11 protein-coding genes are annotated in these 16,364 nt (G+C 43.1%); 4 read left to right on the forward strand and 7 right to left on the reverse strand.

Annotation, left to right across the window (positions count from 1 at the left end; translation table 11 throughout):
• Window positions 1–22 precede the first annotated feature (22 nt).
• From DN068_RS19495 to DN068_RS19510, 4 genes are all read right to left on the reverse strand, one after another.
• Window positions 23–2,197: a S9 family peptidase gene (locus tag DN068_RS19495; protein ID WP_111000628.1), complete on the reverse strand. Its 2,175-nt coding sequence runs from the start codon at window positions 2,195–2,197 to the stop codon at window positions 23–25.
• Window positions 2,198–3,036: 839 nt separating this feature from the next.
• Window positions 3,037–3,417 carry an ATP-dependent Clp protease adaptor ClpS gene (locus DN068_RS19500; protein ID WP_243630333.1) on the reverse strand — a complete coding sequence of 127 codons (381 nt, stop codon included), beginning with the start codon at window positions 3,415–3,417 and terminating at the stop codon, window positions 3,037–3,039.
• 318 nt (window positions 3,418–3,735) lie between these two features.
• Window positions 3,736–5,670 (reverse strand): SPFH domain-containing protein, encoded by a 1,935-nt coding sequence (locus tag DN068_RS19505; RefSeq protein WP_111000630.1) that lies wholly within the window; start codon window positions 5,668–5,670, stop codon window positions 3,736–3,738.
• Between the two features lie 523 nt (window positions 5,671–6,193).
• Window positions 6,194–8,251 (reverse strand): zinc-dependent metalloprotease, encoded by a 2,058-nt coding sequence (locus DN068_RS19510; RefSeq protein ID WP_111000631.1) that lies wholly within the window; start codon window positions 8,249–8,251, stop codon window positions 6,194–6,196.
• A 307-nt stretch (window positions 8,252–8,558) separates the two neighbouring features.
• Between DN068_RS19510 and DN068_RS19515 the strand changes: the two genes are divergently transcribed.
• From DN068_RS19515 to mtaB, 3 genes are all read left to right on the forward strand, one after another.
• Window positions 8,559–9,731: an AIR synthase related protein gene (locus tag DN068_RS19515; RefSeq protein WP_111000632.1), complete on the forward strand. Its 1,173-nt coding sequence runs from the start codon at window positions 8,559–8,561 to the stop codon at window positions 9,729–9,731.
• Window positions 9,732–9,910: 179 nt separating this feature from the next.
• Window positions 9,911–10,816, forward strand: a complete 906-nt coding sequence (locus tag DN068_RS19520) for a hypothetical protein (protein ID WP_111000633.1) — start codon at window positions 9,911–9,913, stop codon at window positions 10,814–10,816.
• Between the two features lie 219 nt (window positions 10,817–11,035).
• Complete coding sequence (gene mtaB / locus DN068_RS19525; RefSeq protein WP_111000634.1) at window positions 11,036–12,313, forward strand: tRNA (N(6)-L-threonylcarbamoyladenosine(37)-C(2))-methylthiotransferase MtaB; 1,278 nt, start codon at window positions 11,036–11,038, stop codon at window positions 12,311–12,313.
• A 141-nt stretch (window positions 12,314–12,454) separates the two neighbouring features.
• On the opposite strand, the gene DN068_RS19530 is transcribed toward mtaB, so the two are convergent.
• Both DN068_RS19530 and DN068_RS19535 read right to left on the reverse strand, forming a co-directional pair.
• Complete coding sequence (locus tag DN068_RS19530; protein ID WP_111000635.1) at window positions 12,455–12,892, reverse strand: SRPBCC family protein; 438 nt, start codon at window positions 12,890–12,892, stop codon at window positions 12,455–12,457.
• A gap of 143 nt (window positions 12,893–13,035) precedes the next feature.
• Window positions 13,036–13,485, reverse strand: coding sequence for an SRPBCC family protein (locus DN068_RS19535; protein WP_111000636.1), 450 nt, complete (start codon window positions 13,483–13,485; stop codon window positions 13,036–13,038).
• 141 nt (window positions 13,486–13,626) lie between these two features.
• Between DN068_RS19535 and DN068_RS19540 the strand changes: the two genes are divergently transcribed.
• Complete coding sequence (locus DN068_RS19540; RefSeq protein WP_111000637.1) at window positions 13,627–14,607, forward strand: GlxA family transcriptional regulator; 981 nt, start codon at window positions 13,627–13,629, stop codon at window positions 14,605–14,607.
• A 90-nt stretch (window positions 14,608–14,697) separates the two neighbouring features.
• Here DN068_RS19540 and DN068_RS19545 read toward each other — a convergent pair whose 3' ends face one another.
• Window positions 14,698–16,254, reverse strand: coding sequence for a T9SS type A sorting domain-containing protein (locus DN068_RS19545; RefSeq protein WP_165836467.1), 1,557 nt, complete (start codon window positions 16,252–16,254; stop codon window positions 14,698–14,700).
• Between the last annotated feature and the right edge of the window lie 110 nt (window positions 16,255–16,364).

Here is a 16,364-nt window from a genome sequence, read left to right on the forward strand (position 1 = left end):
GCTGGTTACTAAATATACACCTTTACAGGTTCTGAAGAATAAAATCTGTCATACGGCGATACAGATGAAAACGTGTATTACCGCCCGAAATGCCATGATTACGGTTTGGATAATATTCGCTGTCGTATTCTTTGTTGAATTTGATCATTTCATTGACCAGCATCACCGAATTCTGGAAATGTACGTTATCATCACCCGTACCATGCACCAAAAGGAATTTACCTTTCAACTTTGACGCCATTTTTTCCGGTGCGTTTTCATCATAACCGGCAGCGTTTTCCTGCGGACGACGCATATAACGCTCTGTGTAAATATTATCGTAGTAACGCCAGTTAGTAACCGGTGCTACCGCAATCGCCATTTTAAAAACATCGGCGCCTTTAAAAATACAAGTGCTTGCCATGAAGCCACCATAGCTCCAACCCCAGATACCAATGCGCGATTGTTCTACATAAGGCAGCGTGCCGAGGTATTTTGCAACAGCAATCTGATCATCGCTTTCGTATTTGCCGAGCTGCAGATAAGTTTTCTTGCGGAAATTCTCGCCGCGGAAACCAGTACCCGTGCCATCCGCACAAACAATGATATAACCTTTTTCAGCCAGCATCTGATACCAGAAATAGTCAGAAACCGGGAATTTATCAGTTACTTGTTGCGAACCAGGACCACTGTATTGGAACATCAATACCGGATATTTCTTAGTGCTGTCAAAATCAGGTGGTGTAATCATCCAGGCATTCAGGTTTACCCCGCTGTCACCTTTTACGGTTGTCAGACGAAGTTTTCCTAAAGCGAATTCATCCATTGTTGCTTTCAGCACTTTGTTGTCTTCCAGCGTACGAACGATTTTGCCATCGGCATCACGGAGTGAAAATACCGCCGGGCTATTGATCGTTGAATATTTATCAAGGAAGTAGCGGTCGCCATTACAAGGAGTAATTACATGAAAACCGTTTTCTTCCGTCAGGCATTTCTTATGTTCACCATTCGCGTCTACCACATACAGTTTGCGCTCCATTGGCGAACCTTCCGCAGCAGTATAATAGATCAGGTTTCTTTTTTTGTCAATGCTTACAATACTTTCTACATCAAATTTGCCATCGGTAAGTGATACCAGATTCTGAGCTTTCCAATCCCAGCGGTAAAGATGATTGTATCCGCTCTGGCCGCTGCTGAAAATGCAGGAAACATTGTCAGAAAGGAATTCGATATTGTCGTTGATCTCGATATAGCGATCGTTTCTCTCCAGATAAGCGATAGTCGAAGTGCCTGATTTAGCATCAGCCATCAGATATTCCAATTGGTTCTGCAGACGGTTCATGCGCAGAATGCACAGTTTAGAGTCGTCTTTGGTCCATTTGATACGCGGAATATATTGATCAGTTTCGGTACCCACATCCGCTTGTGTCGTTTGCTTTTTCGCGAGATCATAGATTTTGATCTGCACGACTGAATTAGGCTCGCCTGCTTTCGGATATTTATACTGATATGGCGTCGGATACAAGCTGTCATAGACAGTCATGGTGTATTGCGGCACATTGCTTTCATCAAAACGATAATAGGCGATATAATTGCCTTTTTCGCTCCATTGATAAGCACGTGTAAACTGGAATTCTTCTTCATAAACCCAGTCACAGTTACCATTGATGATTTTATTGCGCTCGCCGTCGGTCGTAATCGCAGTTACCTGACCACTTTTCGTATCGCGGTAGTACAGGTTATTATTTTTTACGAAACCGACTTTCGATCCGTCCGGTGAAAACGTAGCATGCAATACAGGCTCCGCATCGAGCAACTGTAAACTGCCTGATTTTATGTCGTAGATATATACTTTATGCAGAATAGAACGACGGTAAATGTTTTTGGCTTCGGTCAGCAGCAACATTTTTGTTTCGTCAGCACTGAAAGAATATTCATCCACAGCGATTTTCTCTCCATTGACTTTATTCACGGCATTATCGAAAAGCGTCTTTTGCTTCTTTCCTTTCTGTAAATCGTAAATATTGATCTGTTGCGAACCATCATTATCAATCTGCGTATACCGTTTGCCATCGTTCATGGCATTGAAACCCGGAACTGATTTTGATTTGAAAGTCGGCAAACTCCAGACATTTTCTAAAGTGATCTGTTTTTTGCCCGACTGAGCATTTGCTGTGCCAAGAAGACCCAGCGACATAAACAAAAATAGATATCGCATATGCAAGTTGTAAAATAAAGCGGCTCAAAAGTAGCAGTAACAGACGAAAAGTCAAACGCTAATGAGGAATGGACGATGGTGAATTTATGTGGGAGATCCTGATTGTGAGTGTAAATGGCCAGTTGTAGGGTCATCAAGTCAGGGGGCGATGCAGTCGCCGACTGGCGCTCATTGACATCAGTCTCACCGTGTAACTAATATTTTTTGATACAAACACCATCGCTCCGGTCCGGCCTGAGTTGCGTCGCACTTTTCATCGCCTTTGCTACTATAAATACACCCTTTTTGAAACATATAGCGCCCGAAAAGGAGCAAAACAAGGTGAAATTGCTGCTAAAAGAGGGAATATTCCCTCTAAAAGAGGAAAATTGGTGTAAAAAGAGGAAACATCGCCGCTCGGAGCAGAAACATTGCCACACAAAGAGGGAACATTGCCGCTAAAAGAGAGAACGTCGCCTCTTTTAGAACCAATATTGCTGCTTTTTATGAGATCGCGTAATCACTCTTGCATAGGGATAACAATGCGCGAGTGTATAATTCCAATGTCACGTCGACCAAAGGAGACGTCCCGCGAAATGTAAGTACACATTACGCGGGATCCCTCTTGCATCGGGATGACAGTGGAATTATACACTCGCGTTTGTCACCCTGACGAAGGAAGGGTCCCACGAAATGTGGGTACTCATTACGCAGGATCCCTCTTGCATCGGCAAATAAAAAAACCGCCCTGAAAATCAGGACGGCTTGTATAATTCGTTTCAGAGAAGAAAGCTCTCAATAATCAATAGTTGTAGAAACTATCTTAAAGTACTCCTCTTTCAGATGAGTCAGAGGAAATTTTAATAATCAATCGTTGCCTGAATACCGCGGTCGATCAAAGCTTCTGCCTGCGGGCGGAGAAATTCGAAACTACCCTTTTTCACACCGTATTTACCACGATGATGAATAATCATTGCACATTGTTCTGCCTGTTCTGGTGAGTGTTCGCAAACATTTACTAATGATTCGATTACCCAGTCAAAGGTATTTACTTCGTCATTCCACACAATGAGATTATGCAACTCATCTTCCAACACATCAAGTTCGGTTTCCTCTTGTGTTTGCCATTTCACAGCAGACTGAACGTTCCAACCGGCATTCATGAGATAATAATTTAGATATTCGGGGCAAAGATACGGGTTAATGCGATAACGCGGCAATTCCACGATTTGGTAATTCAATTTGGCGATCCGGAATTTGCTACTCAAGTTATCATCCACTTAATTGTATTTCACCCAAAATTATTGCTGTTTGATATGTTAGCGAAGCGCATTCGAGCGACGGATAAAAAGGATCTCCGATCCGTTCTCGTTTATCCCTCGTCGTATAAATAAGACATGTCAGACGACTTTAAGTCGTCTGACATGTCTTAAGAAACAGACGTCCTCGTTTATTGCGAGGACGTCTGCGAATGATCAACTATTAGCAGTCTGTGAAATCAGTATCAATTTCACTTTTTGACTTTTGACTTCGGGATTTACAGGGGCTGGATATAAAATTTAGTTTGCCTGGTCGTGTTTATCATTGTTGTTTGTTTTTTTGTTGGCATCCATCATTTCCATCATTTTCAAACCGAGCAGGCCACCGATCGGGCTTTCAGTACCACCATTACCATTGATCAGAATTTCAGGAATCACTTTAATATTGTTTCTACCAATTTCTTCTGTGATTTTATAACGGGTAAAGTTGTCGTCACCCATCGCTTTAACCTGCAGTTCGTAAGCTTCTGCTGTAGATTTACCAATCGCCAGGATTTTTTCCGCTTCAGCGTTACCGGTTTTGGCAATTTTTTCTGCTTCTGCAGATGCGTTCAGTCTGGTAGATTCAGCTTGTGCACCGGCACGAAGTTTGGTAGCTTCTGATTCCGCGTCTGCGCGCATTTTTGTAGCCTGGGCTTCGGCGTTTACCTGTAGTTTCAGACTGGTCGCGTCACCTTCTGCTTTTTTCACAGCCGCATCAGCGGTACGTTGCGCGATCTCTACGCTCTGTTGTGCTTTTACGATTTCCTTTTGCATGTCTGCAATCGCTGTTTCTTTTTCTACACCCTGACGTTGTTCCTGAGCTATTTTTTGCGTCTGATAAGTTTTCTGTTGTTCTTCGGCAATCTTACGGTCTGTCAGCGTTTTCATCAATGCTTCCGGTGGCACGATGTCACCAATCAGCGTATCTACTGCATTTACGTTATACTCATCCAGCACCAGTTTGATATGTTGTTTTGCCGCATCCTGTCTTTCTTTACGTGAAGTTAGGAAGTTGATCACATCGCTGTCCTGAGCAGAGTTACGGAAGTAGTTACCAATCGTTGGTTCCAATACCTGCGAAACCAGATTATTCATGCTACCGAAACGTGCGATCACTTTTGGTGCTTCATTGGCCGGCACGTGAATGATCTGTGCCACGTCGAGATTGAACGGGAACCCATCTTTTGAACGAACAGTGATGGTACAGAGATTTTTATCGAGTGCATGCGCTTCGCTGCGTGCATTGGCCCAGTTGAGCACCAGGTTGGTAGTCGGCACCAGTTCTACTTTCATCGTATAAATATTGATCGGGTATTTACCTGGTCCCAGCGGATCATTCCACACACCACGGAATCCCTTACGGACGATGTTACCATGTTTAAAGTTCTCACCTGTCACGTCCTGACCATCATCACCGATATAACTGATCACCACACCCACATGACCGATCGGCACTTCCGTCATCACACGTTCTTCAATTTGCACTGCCCATGGGTTGATATAATAAGAACCGGCAAGAATCACCTGTGGTTGCAAACCACGCGTACCACCCGCATTCAGGAACGCATCGATATCCTGGAAGTTGTTGTGGCCGGCCACGTCTTTACCTGCGATCTGACCTTGCGGAATCGGATCACCATCAAGTGTAGTCACAATGCCGACCCGGCTTTCGTTGATCTTTACCTGATCAGTGATTGCAATATCAAACAGAAAATTATTGATACGGTAAGAACCGGCTGTGATAAAAGCAGTCTGACGACCGCGCTGACCACCATTATTCAGGAATTTTTCAGCATCCTGGAAGTTATCGCAATCTACTTTACGGGCAAGGATACGGCCGGTTGGAATTTCGTTACCGTCTTTTGCCAGCACCAGACCGATTTTACCTTCCGGAATGATGGTAAATGGAATCATATCGATGCTGTATTTCCAGATCCACATGTTCCAGTAAAGGCCCGGAGCAAGTGTTTTAGCCTGAAAACCTGCTTCACCTTTTGTAGCGATGATACGTCCGTCAGGAAGCGAGCGGTCCGCACCATAAAGCACGAATTTTTTAGTAACCAGCCCGATTCTGTTTTCGGGCACCACGACCATACCAAAGAAGACACGGAGTACCACTTTGAAGAAAATTGCAAATACTGCAATGAGGGCAAGCACCCACCAATAGTGGGCTAAAAAGTCTGTAAATGACATACAATTGTTTTTTGTTTTTGGATTGATTGTGAAATAAAAGAATAGACGATATCGTTACCGCTGGCCAGCAGTTTAATTTATAAAGGGTTTGGATATCCTGACTTTATATGTTGATTGAAAACGCTAAACGCGTACGCACGGCGGATGCACCATTTTTTTATGGTTCACCATGTTTTCCGGTAAGTAAAAAGGGAGCTTTGTTACGGCTGTAACCTTTGTGTCCTGAAGGAAAAAAGAGAAATAGAATTTCGGTGTTGTTGAAAGCGTATTGTCGCTCATATATTGCCTCTGCGAGACATTTGATTTGTAGACGTAAAATTAACATCGCTTTTGGAATTGCAATAGCGCATCAAAAAATATGATAATTGAAAAGATGCCTGTTTTCAGCCTGCGAAACATACTGCTGGCCTGTAATAGCCACCTTTTCCGTTAATTCTGCTCCATAGATGTTTTATATAATTCGCTTATCGACATAAAAAAGCGCCACAACACAATGCTATGGCGCTTTTATGAACTTATCGAACTATTGTTTTATCCATTTGGTGTGATAAAATTGCCCGGTTTCTTTATGGTAAGTTTGGAGGTAATAGACTCCTGCTGGGAGCATCGCCGGAATGGACAAATGTACTTCATCGTTATTTCCGGAGACTCTTACATCGGTAAATACGGTTTGTCCCAAAGCATTTTTAAGCAGCAACTGCCAGCTACCTGCAACAGGCAGTTTCATTTTTATTTCACTTGTGCCCGGATTTGGATAAACCTGTAATTGACCAGTAGTGCTGTGCAACATTACTGTCACTACTTTACTATAATCTTTCGTCCCATTTTTATTATCGGCTCGCAAACGATAGTAATATCGTTTACCGGGTTGCACTGCATTATCGTTGTAACCGTATGTAGTGGGGAAACCGTGTGGTTTTACATTTTCCAGCACAATAAATTTACTTGCATCTTCACTTCTCTCCAGCACAAAATCACTCAATGTTGTTTCGCTGGCAGTTTGCCAACCCACAAGTACGGAAGCCTCATTTTGAGAAGGAGCAGCTGTAAGCGATTGTAACACCAGCGGCAGTGGCGCTATTGATTGAATAGACACACCGAAGTCTTCCCCTTGTCCGTAATCCAGTGCAGCGCAGGAGGTGGGTACCGATGACTGGTAATAATCTGCCAGCACGCGCATCCTCAGCGGAACATCGGTTGTGGCAGTTGCGGGAACTGTGAATGTCGCATTGTGTGTTTCCGGAACTGTAGAACCTGCATGGTCCATCACCATTTCAGCAGCACTAAATTGTCCGTCATTATTGAAATCGATGTACGCAACCACATTTTGCACGTAATCATTAGTGGTGACCGTAAGCGTGTTGACACTGTTGGCATTTAATGTAGCACGGTACATACAACTGTTATCGATATAACCCACGTTGCCGTCACGTTTGTAGCCCCGAGAAATATAACTCATGTTTGCAAGCGTTACATTAGCTGGCCCTATATCAGTGATATTAGGCGGTGGTGGCGTCGGATTACAGCTCGCTGCTGTTACCGGGACCGGTGGAGCGATAGAAGTGGGTGACCGCAGCTGTGCTACACGTAGCGTTTTCAGCTGTAACAAAGCGCGATCACGCTGCCCCGGTGTAAATTGATTCCGACAATTGCCATAACTCATAATGTTGTATTGCACACTTTGATAATTGACGCCGGTACAAGGATTCACATTATTATTAGAAGGACAAGATGAGCCAAACGAACGCATACAAGGTTCTGTGTCGCAAACAGCGTCATTATCTGTGGTACAATCATCATTTGCCGGGCAATTGGTTCCGCCGCTCCCCTCGAAAGTGTGAAACAACCCGAGTGCATGTCCCATTTCATGCGGCAAAGTAGTGGAGCCAGGCGCTACTACTCTGGCGAGCATAAAAGAGCCGTCTACCTCAGTCGATGCACCGGCGAAATAGGCATAGCCTGCAATATAACTGCCGCTATAACCATCGGCTCCATCTATTTTATTAACTACGTAAATGTTATAGTACATATTAGGGTCCCATCTGCTCCATCCGAGAACTACTGATTCATCCACTCCTGTTGTGCCACTAAGATTTAATCCGTTGGCAACATAGGCCGCATTATTGCTGGCGTCAAAATGAACTATTCCATTGGTAGAGTCACAGGTTGCAGTTCGCTTCGCCAGAGTAAAACGTATCGGAATATAAGTGCCTCCATTGCTAGGCCCAGGATAAGCGAAATAGGTTGTGGCATAAACTTCGTTGAGATAATCGATCCAGGCTGTAATCTGCGCATCAGACGGATTGTCCTGAGATCCGGGAGCACCGCCAGTGTGAATCACGTGTACTACGATCGGGATTTCGTAGACGGTGTCACTATTTACATCTATCACATAGCGCGAATTTTGTTTCAGACGATTCAATTCCGCCCATTGGCGCTCAAAATTTTCGACATACTTCCTGTAAGCCGTGTCTGTGACCTTCATCCTGCTCTGAACATCGTCGAAGCCACAAATCTCTTGCGCCCTCAGATTAAATGTTGAGAGGACTAAAAGAAACACAATTAATAATTTTTGGACCATATTTTTGGTTTTATATGAAATCGAGAAGATCAAAAACCGTTCCAAATATTCGCAAACGATTAACAATCAACCAGTACGTATATCGTTTTTAAAATTTCAGCATTAATAAGAAAAGAACTGGCCTATAATCTAAATAGAAGCAAAAAAAACAGGTTAACACGCAAAAAAACAAATGCATCACATTTCAAACTATACATACCCCAAAAGCTCACCGATGCTTTTTTAGCATAGTTTCCCGTTTGTATTCCCCTTTGTCAATTGTGAAAGTTATCTTTGCCCCTGATTTTTCCGCTTTATTATTACTCGAATGACTGACAATAACCGTTACAATTTACGTGGCGTTTCTGCCCAGAAAGAAGATGTACACCGTGCTATCCAAAAATTGGACAAAGGGCTTTATCCAAATGCATTCTGCAAAATCTACCCTGACTTCTGGGGCAATGATGAAGCATATTGCAACCTGATGCATGCCGACGGCGCCGGTACTAAATCTTCACTCGCATATCTCTACTGGAAAGAAACGGGAGACCTGAGCGTGTGGAAAGGCATCGCCATCGATTCTATTGTAATGAACATCGACGACCTGTTGTGTGTTGGCGCTACCGGTCCTTTCACTTATTCATCTACCATTGGTCGTAACAAAAATCTGATTCCGGGTGAAGTGATCTCTGAGATCATCAACGGTACGCAATCTTATTTCGACAAGTTGAAAGAATACGGTATCGATGTAATGTTGATGGGCGGCGAAACTGCCGATGTTGGCGATCTGGTGCGTACTGTGATTGTGGATGGTACGATGGCTTGCCGCATGCGTCGCGATAAACTGGTCACTACCGAGAAAATGGTTCCGGGCGATGTAGTGGTATCTCTGGCCAGCTACGGACAAGCAACTTACGAAGAAGAATATAACAGCGGTATGGGCAGCAATGGTCTTACCAGCGCACGCCATGAACTGCTGAAAAAAGAATACAAAACAAAATATCCGGAAAGTGTAGATCCGAACCTGCCGGATGAAGTAGTTTATAATGGTACTTACGGATTGCAAGACGCAACTGAAACACCGCTGAATGTTGGTAAGATGATTCTTTCCCCTACCCGTACTTATGCGCCGGTTGTGCTGAAAGTATTGCAACAGCATTTTGATAAGATTCACGGCATTATTCACTGTAGCGGCGGCGGTCAAAGCAAAGTACTGCATTATCTGCCACAGCCATTACGTGTCGTAAAAGACAATCTGTTGCCGGTTCCGCCATTGTTTACGATGATTCAGAAATCTGCAGGAACAGACTGGCGCGAAATGTATCAGGTATTCAATATGGGTCAGCGCCTTGAAATTTATACTGATAAAGAAACTGCAGCCAGCATCGTGGAAATATCCAAGTCATTTGGTATTGATGCGGTTATCTCTGGTCACGTAGAAGCAGCAGAACAAAAAGAAGTGGTGATCGAAAGCCCATATGGCCGTTTTATTTACCATTAGTTGATTTGTTCTCAGTAATAGGTTGTAAGTAAAAAGTTATACGTAGTTCGTGATACGTTTTACGTGGAGCACCTTAAAACCTAAAACTTAGACTTAAAACGTCAATTATATTTTTTATTTATCGCTTTATAGGGGTAGTTGTTTTATTTTGCGTCTTCCATATATAAATTACCGATTACATGGATTTCGCAACTAAAACAACTACCCTTTTTAAGACGCCTTTTGTAAAGAAAGCCTTCTTATCTGCCCTTACCGTTCTTTCGCTTAATGCAGCTTTCGCCCAAGACACGCTCTATAAGCGTAACGGCGAAATGCAGCAGGTAAAAGTCACCGAAGTCAACAGCCGCACTATTTCTTTCAAAAAAGCGGAAAACCTCAACGGCCCGACTTATGTTGTGGACCGTGCTGACGTAGAAAAAATCAAATACGAAAGTGGTTCCATCGAATATTTCAATGAAGCCCCTGCAGCTCGCGGCCCTCATGCACGCGCGCCACGCGCTCTTCCGATGCATGATCACAATCAGAAACAATACGGCAAAAACATCCTTTCATTTGCTCCGGTTCAGATGACTAATACTAGTGTTACTGGCCTTGGCGTGCACTTCGAGCATATGTTCGATAAAAAAGGAATGTTTGCTTTGTATATCCCGCTGGTATGGTCAATCAACACGAACGACAATTCTTACTACAACGGATATGGCTACCAAAACCAAAGCTACAGCATGTTCTGGACTTATCCGGGATTAAAGATTTACCCGGCCGGCAGTAATCACAAGGTATGCTACGGAGTAGGACCTTCTATCGCCATCGGCGCCGGTACCCGTCCATATACCACTGTCAACTACGATCCTAATACCGGTAATTCCTATTCGGTAACAACAAACAAAGATGTTTTCCAGATGGGTATTATGGTCAATAACTCGCTGAACATTCAGCCGACGCCACATTTGTATCTGGGCGTGGAAATGGGCCTTGGCATTCCGTATATCCACAATAACGACGATAATAATTACAACGGAAACAATTATAACTATTCAGATGTTCCGTTGGTTCAGTTTAATTTCAAAATCGGCTACCGCTTTTAGGTAAAGTCAAAAGTCAAAAATCAAAAGTCAAAACCAAAAACTGGTGGCGATAATACTAATAAGAAATGCCCTACAGACGTGGGGCATTTCTTATTTTGAACATTAACCTCTGATATTTGGTGTTTCAGACAATTGAACATTCACCATTAATTATTCGCCATCAATAACTTACCTCCAAAATAGTTCATTTTCATTTTTTAGGTGTAATTTTGCGCCCTCATGTCACAAAACAAAACGGTAGCATTTCATACACTGGGCTGTAAGCTGAATTATTCCGAAACATCCACACTAAGCCGCATGCTGGAAGCAGACGGTTTTCAGAAGCTGGATTTTGAGGATCAGGCAGACGTGTATGTTATCAATACTTGTTCTGTGACTGAAAATGCAGATAAAGAATGCCGTCAGCTGGTTCGTCGCATTCAGCGCCGTGCTCCGGCCTCTCTGGTAGTGATTACCGGTTGCTACGCGCAACTGAAACCACAGGAAATTGCTTCTATTGAAGGTGTGGATCTGGTTTTGGGCGCTGCCGAAAAATTCAATCTTTCCAAACATCTGCAGGATCTGACAAAAGGCGACAGTGCTAAAGTTTGCTCTTGCGATATTGAAGAAGTAAATGGCTTTAATGCTGCTTATTCTCATGCCGACCGTACGCGTACTTTTCTGAAAGTACAGGATGGCTGTGATTATGGCTGTACGTTCTGTACTATTCCACTGGCACGTGGTCATAGCCGCAGCGATAGTATTGAAGGTGTGCTGGAAAAAGTAAAAGAACTGCAGGATCAAAATGTAAGAGAAATTGTACTAACGGGTGTAAACCTCGGTGATTTCGGGAAAGGCAATGCAGGCGGTCGTTTGCGTGAAGAGAATTTCTATGACCTGGTGCAGGAGCTGGACAAGGTGGAAGGTATTGACCGTTACCGGATCTCTTCCATTGAGCCAAATCTGCTAAGTGAAGACATCATACGTTTTGTAGCCCAGTCTAAAAAATTCATGCCGCATTTCCATATTCCACTGCAAAGCGGCAGTAATAAAATATTAGGCGCCATGCGTCGCCGTTATCGCCGTGAACTCTATACAGAGCGCGTTGCGATGATTAAAGAAGTGATGCCGCATTGTTGTATCGGTGTAGACGTGATCGTTGGTTTCCCTTCTGAAACTGACGAGGATTTCAAAGAAACATTTGACTTCCTGCATAATCTCGATGTTTCTTATCTGCACGTGTTCACGTACTCTGAACGTCCGAATACGATGGCTCTGGATATTAAACCAGTTGTGCCAATTGAAAAACGTCATGAACGGAATAAGGTCTTGCGTAATCTTTCTTATCAGAAAATGCAATACTTCACCGCACAACATGCCGGTGAAACGCGGAAAGTGCTTTGGGAAAGCGCTGAAAAGAATGGCTTGATGGAAGGTTACACAGATAATTATATTCGCGTGCAAACCTCATTCAGAGAAGAGTGGGTCAATAATATTACGGACTGGAAGATTTCTTAAGCTGAAAGCCTAAAGCGCAAAGCTAAAAGCTGCTCATATAATTTGAAAAGGTGCGAAGTTTCGCACCTTTTGTTTTAGTTTCCCGCAAAGATGCTTAAGTAGCAAAGACGCGGAAGATTATGCTCGCAGCAACGTATTAATCTAAACGGTCGGCGTTCCTTTTCCTTCAGCAATCAGTTTTTTAAGACTGCTCGTGATGTACGGCCCCCAGGCGTTGGAACATGCATCATAGCATTCTACCTCCGGATTTAAGCCTTCATGTGTGAAGCGTAACTCCGTTTGATTACCTTTTGGGGTGATATCGAAATGGATTTTGGTATTGGTCCATTCCTGCTGGTCTTTAATGAAATTGAGTTTGCAGTCCGTGACAAGCCACGTTACTTTCTTGCCTGGTTGCATATCTATTAGTTTCTGATTGGAATAATGTACCTCGCCGAAGCGCACAGAAAATTCATCGTTTAGTTTATCGAAATTACCTTCCGCGTTTTCGGTCCACCAGCCACGCACGTTGTTGACTGCTTGAAATACTTCTTCGGGAGATTGATCAACGATAATGCTCGCCGTGAAATTGTTTTTCATTTTAGTTTTAAGTTTTAGGTGCTAAGTTTTAAGTTCCAAGTTGTCATTATAAGTTTTAAGTTCTACGCTATAAGTTATCGATCTCAGTGCTAAACTGTAGCTACGCGCCGTGGCGTCGTTGCGAGAACCACTCCCTGGTGAAGCTAGTTTTCTTTCGGATTCGGTGCACCTTGTCCTTTCGTAATTAAATCACGCAAACTACCAGTGATGTATCCAGTCCAGGCGTTGCTGCAGATATCATAGCATTCCTGCCCGGGTACAAGGCCCTGGTGTGTGAGTCGCATTTCCGTTTTGCCGTCTTTTTCCGAAATATCAAAAATCACATTTGAGTTAACCCATTCCGTTTGATCATTAGTAAAATTGAAATGGTTTTCCAGCACATTCCATACTACCCTTTTGTCTGGAACTATTTCAGTAATTTTCATTGTTACGGCATGTACATCTTTATAGTGATAACGCCAGGTTTCGCCCAGCTTGTCTGTATTGCCATTTATTTCCTGCGACCACCAACCACGCACATTATTGATTGCGTTAAATACTTTTTCAGGAGCATCATCTACTGTAATTGCCACTGAGAAATCCTGTGTTTTCATATTTTCCGATGATTTTGCGTTAATAATATTTTCAATACAAAGCTACCAAGCCTTGCAGTCAAATGCTGGGTGCAAAATGGACTTTCTCACGGGGCGATCTGGACATATTTTTTGTCGAACTTTGTACCAAAGCTTTTTCCTATGAAGCGGGTTACAATCATTGTTCCGGAATGTCAGGTCAATCTGAACAGCGTTGGTGGTGCGTATGATATCTTGAGGATTGCCAATGATATCTGGCAGAAACAGGGACATCCCGCCAAACTGAACATTGATATTGCGGCGTTTTCGCCGGAGATAAAATCGCACAATAATTATCTGGCGATCCTGCCGAAGGATATCCGGGAAATCGAGCGTACGGATTTAATTCTGATACCTGCATTACTGGGCGAATATGAAAATGCCATCCAGAACAATCAAAAGCTGATCGACTGGATAGCTGCGCAATACAGATTGGGTGCGGAGATAGCCAGCATGTGTTCTGGTGCTTTCCTTTTGGCAGCAACCGGATTGCTGAACGGAAGGAATTGCTCAACGCACTGGAGCCGGGTGGATGATTTCCATAAGATGTACCCTGAAGTGCATATTACTCAGGATAAAATCATCACGGAAGACAACGGCATTTATACCAATGGTGGTGCTTATTCTTTTTTGAACCTGATCATTTATCTCGTCGAAAAACTATTTGACCGGAACATAGCAATCTTTTGTTCGAAATACTTTCAGATAGATATCGAACGCGCTACGCAATCTCCTTTTGCGATTTTCAGGATGCAAAAAAAACATGGCGATCAGATCGTTGATCAGGCACAAACTTACATCGAGCAGCACCTCGATGCTAAAATATCTTTTGAAAAACTCGCTGCAGATCTGGCGATCAGCCGTCGCAATTTTGATCGCAGGTTTGTAAAGGCAACCGGCAATACGCCGATGGAATATTTGCAACGGGTAAAAATCGAAGCTGCGAAGAAGGAACTGGAAAACGGCCGCAAATCGGTATTTGAAGTAATGAACGATGTTGGCTACGCAGATGATAAGGCATTTCGTGAAGTGTTTAAAAAGATTACCGGGCTTTCCCCGTTAGATTACAGAAATAAATACAACAGCGGTCGGAGCGTTGGGTAATTAGGTTATAAAATCCTTCTTTCGACGCTTATTAAAGGGGCGGCAGCATATTGATAATTTGCCTTAACACCCCGTCAAATAAAGAGCCAATCATTTGTTCAGATAAATGACCGGTTTACGCAATATTACATTCCCATTACTGTCCCGAATAATGATGAAATAAGTCCCGCTTGCGTACTCATGAATATCTATACGTTTTTGCAGATCACTTGTAAAAGAAGATTGATAAATTTGTTTGCCATCGGATGAAAATACCTCCAGCAGATAATTTGCATTTACATCAATACTGCCATGTACCTCTGTTATAAAAATGCCTGTATTGCTAGGATTGGGATAAACAATTGCGGTTGTTGCCGACGAAAGGTCTGACGTTTGTTCTTCTGAATTGACAGATCGGCTGGTTGTAGTTGTGGATGACTCTGGGACTACAGAATAAACAGAAAATTCCGTGTTGCTTGCTGCAGTGTATGAAAACCCGCTTTCCAGGTTGCTCTGAGTCGCCAAACAATAAGTTGTCAGATTCTGAGATGCTGCTGTAGCCTGGTATTCAAAATTCATCATTAGGGCGTTGGCTCTTACTAATTTTTCATTAGGATTTTGAGTGGTATATGCGGCATTGGACACACCATCTAATCCTGATAAATTATTTGCGGAGGCACTTAACTGAAAGGCATTCCAGTTAGTAGTATTATCCAGATCCTGCGGATCGAGATAAGGATCAGTGACACTGAATGTCGAAGTGCCAGATTGCTGTGCATACGTTCTGATCTGGTTGGCGAAAGCACTTAGTCGAACGTAACCGGCCTGCGTATCATATTCCAAATCGCGATCCTCACCCACTATTTCATTTTCCGGAATCCACCCTGATGTCTCTTCCGCCATCTCGCCATAATCAATCAATAAAGCCATAACGGCATCACTGCCTGATGTGGTATTACGAGTAAACAGTGGTCCTCCAGAACTTCCTGGTCCAGTATTATTGTTATTTTCAGAACTCAGATCAATAATAGTAGAACCACCGCTTTCGTAGTGGAGACTATCCGCTATTCGCATACACATACCATGCGGGTGTCCTAAAGTATAATAATATTGACTGGCAGATGGTACATAATTTAAATCATAGCCCAGTGTACTAACTGTTTTTACCGGAAAAAACCGTGGATCGACCGTTAAAATTGCATAATCGCCCCCGTCGTCCGGGTTTTGATATGCAACTAAATGCCCTACCGCTATAGTACTCACGCCGGAAATAGTTTTTGAGTAACCATTATCGTCTCTTCCAAAATAGTTGAGGATGACCTCTATAGGAATCACGTCGCCTACATGGGGGTCGGGTTTCAAAGCAGGAATTATATGCCCGGCAGTTAAAAGACATATATAGCCATCGCTACGATTGGTATGAATCAAAAAAGCGGTTGCCGTTGCTCCATCATCTGATAGACCCATATCTTCAATAGCAAGCACCCCTTTGGCAGATTTAGTTGCATTGGGAGGCATTCCTTGCCCATTTCTATTTAGATACTTAAAATATTTCACATAAGAACCTTCAGGTAAATTACTTAATTCAGCCGGACCATCCTGAGCAATTGCCGGGCTTAAATAGCAAAATATTAAAAAAGAGAAGAGAAACGTAACGTGTTTATTCATAAAAGAACTTATTCTATGTAGTAAGGATTTTAATTTTATGACATGCCCTGGCAACATACAGCAGCATGCATTTTCGTTTATTCATTGGTAAAAAGCTACTGGCAGCTTAT

This window comes from Taibaiella soli (assembly GCF_003236175.1).
GTDB lineage: Bacteria > Bacteroidota > Bacteroidia > Chitinophagales > Chitinophagaceae > QKTW01.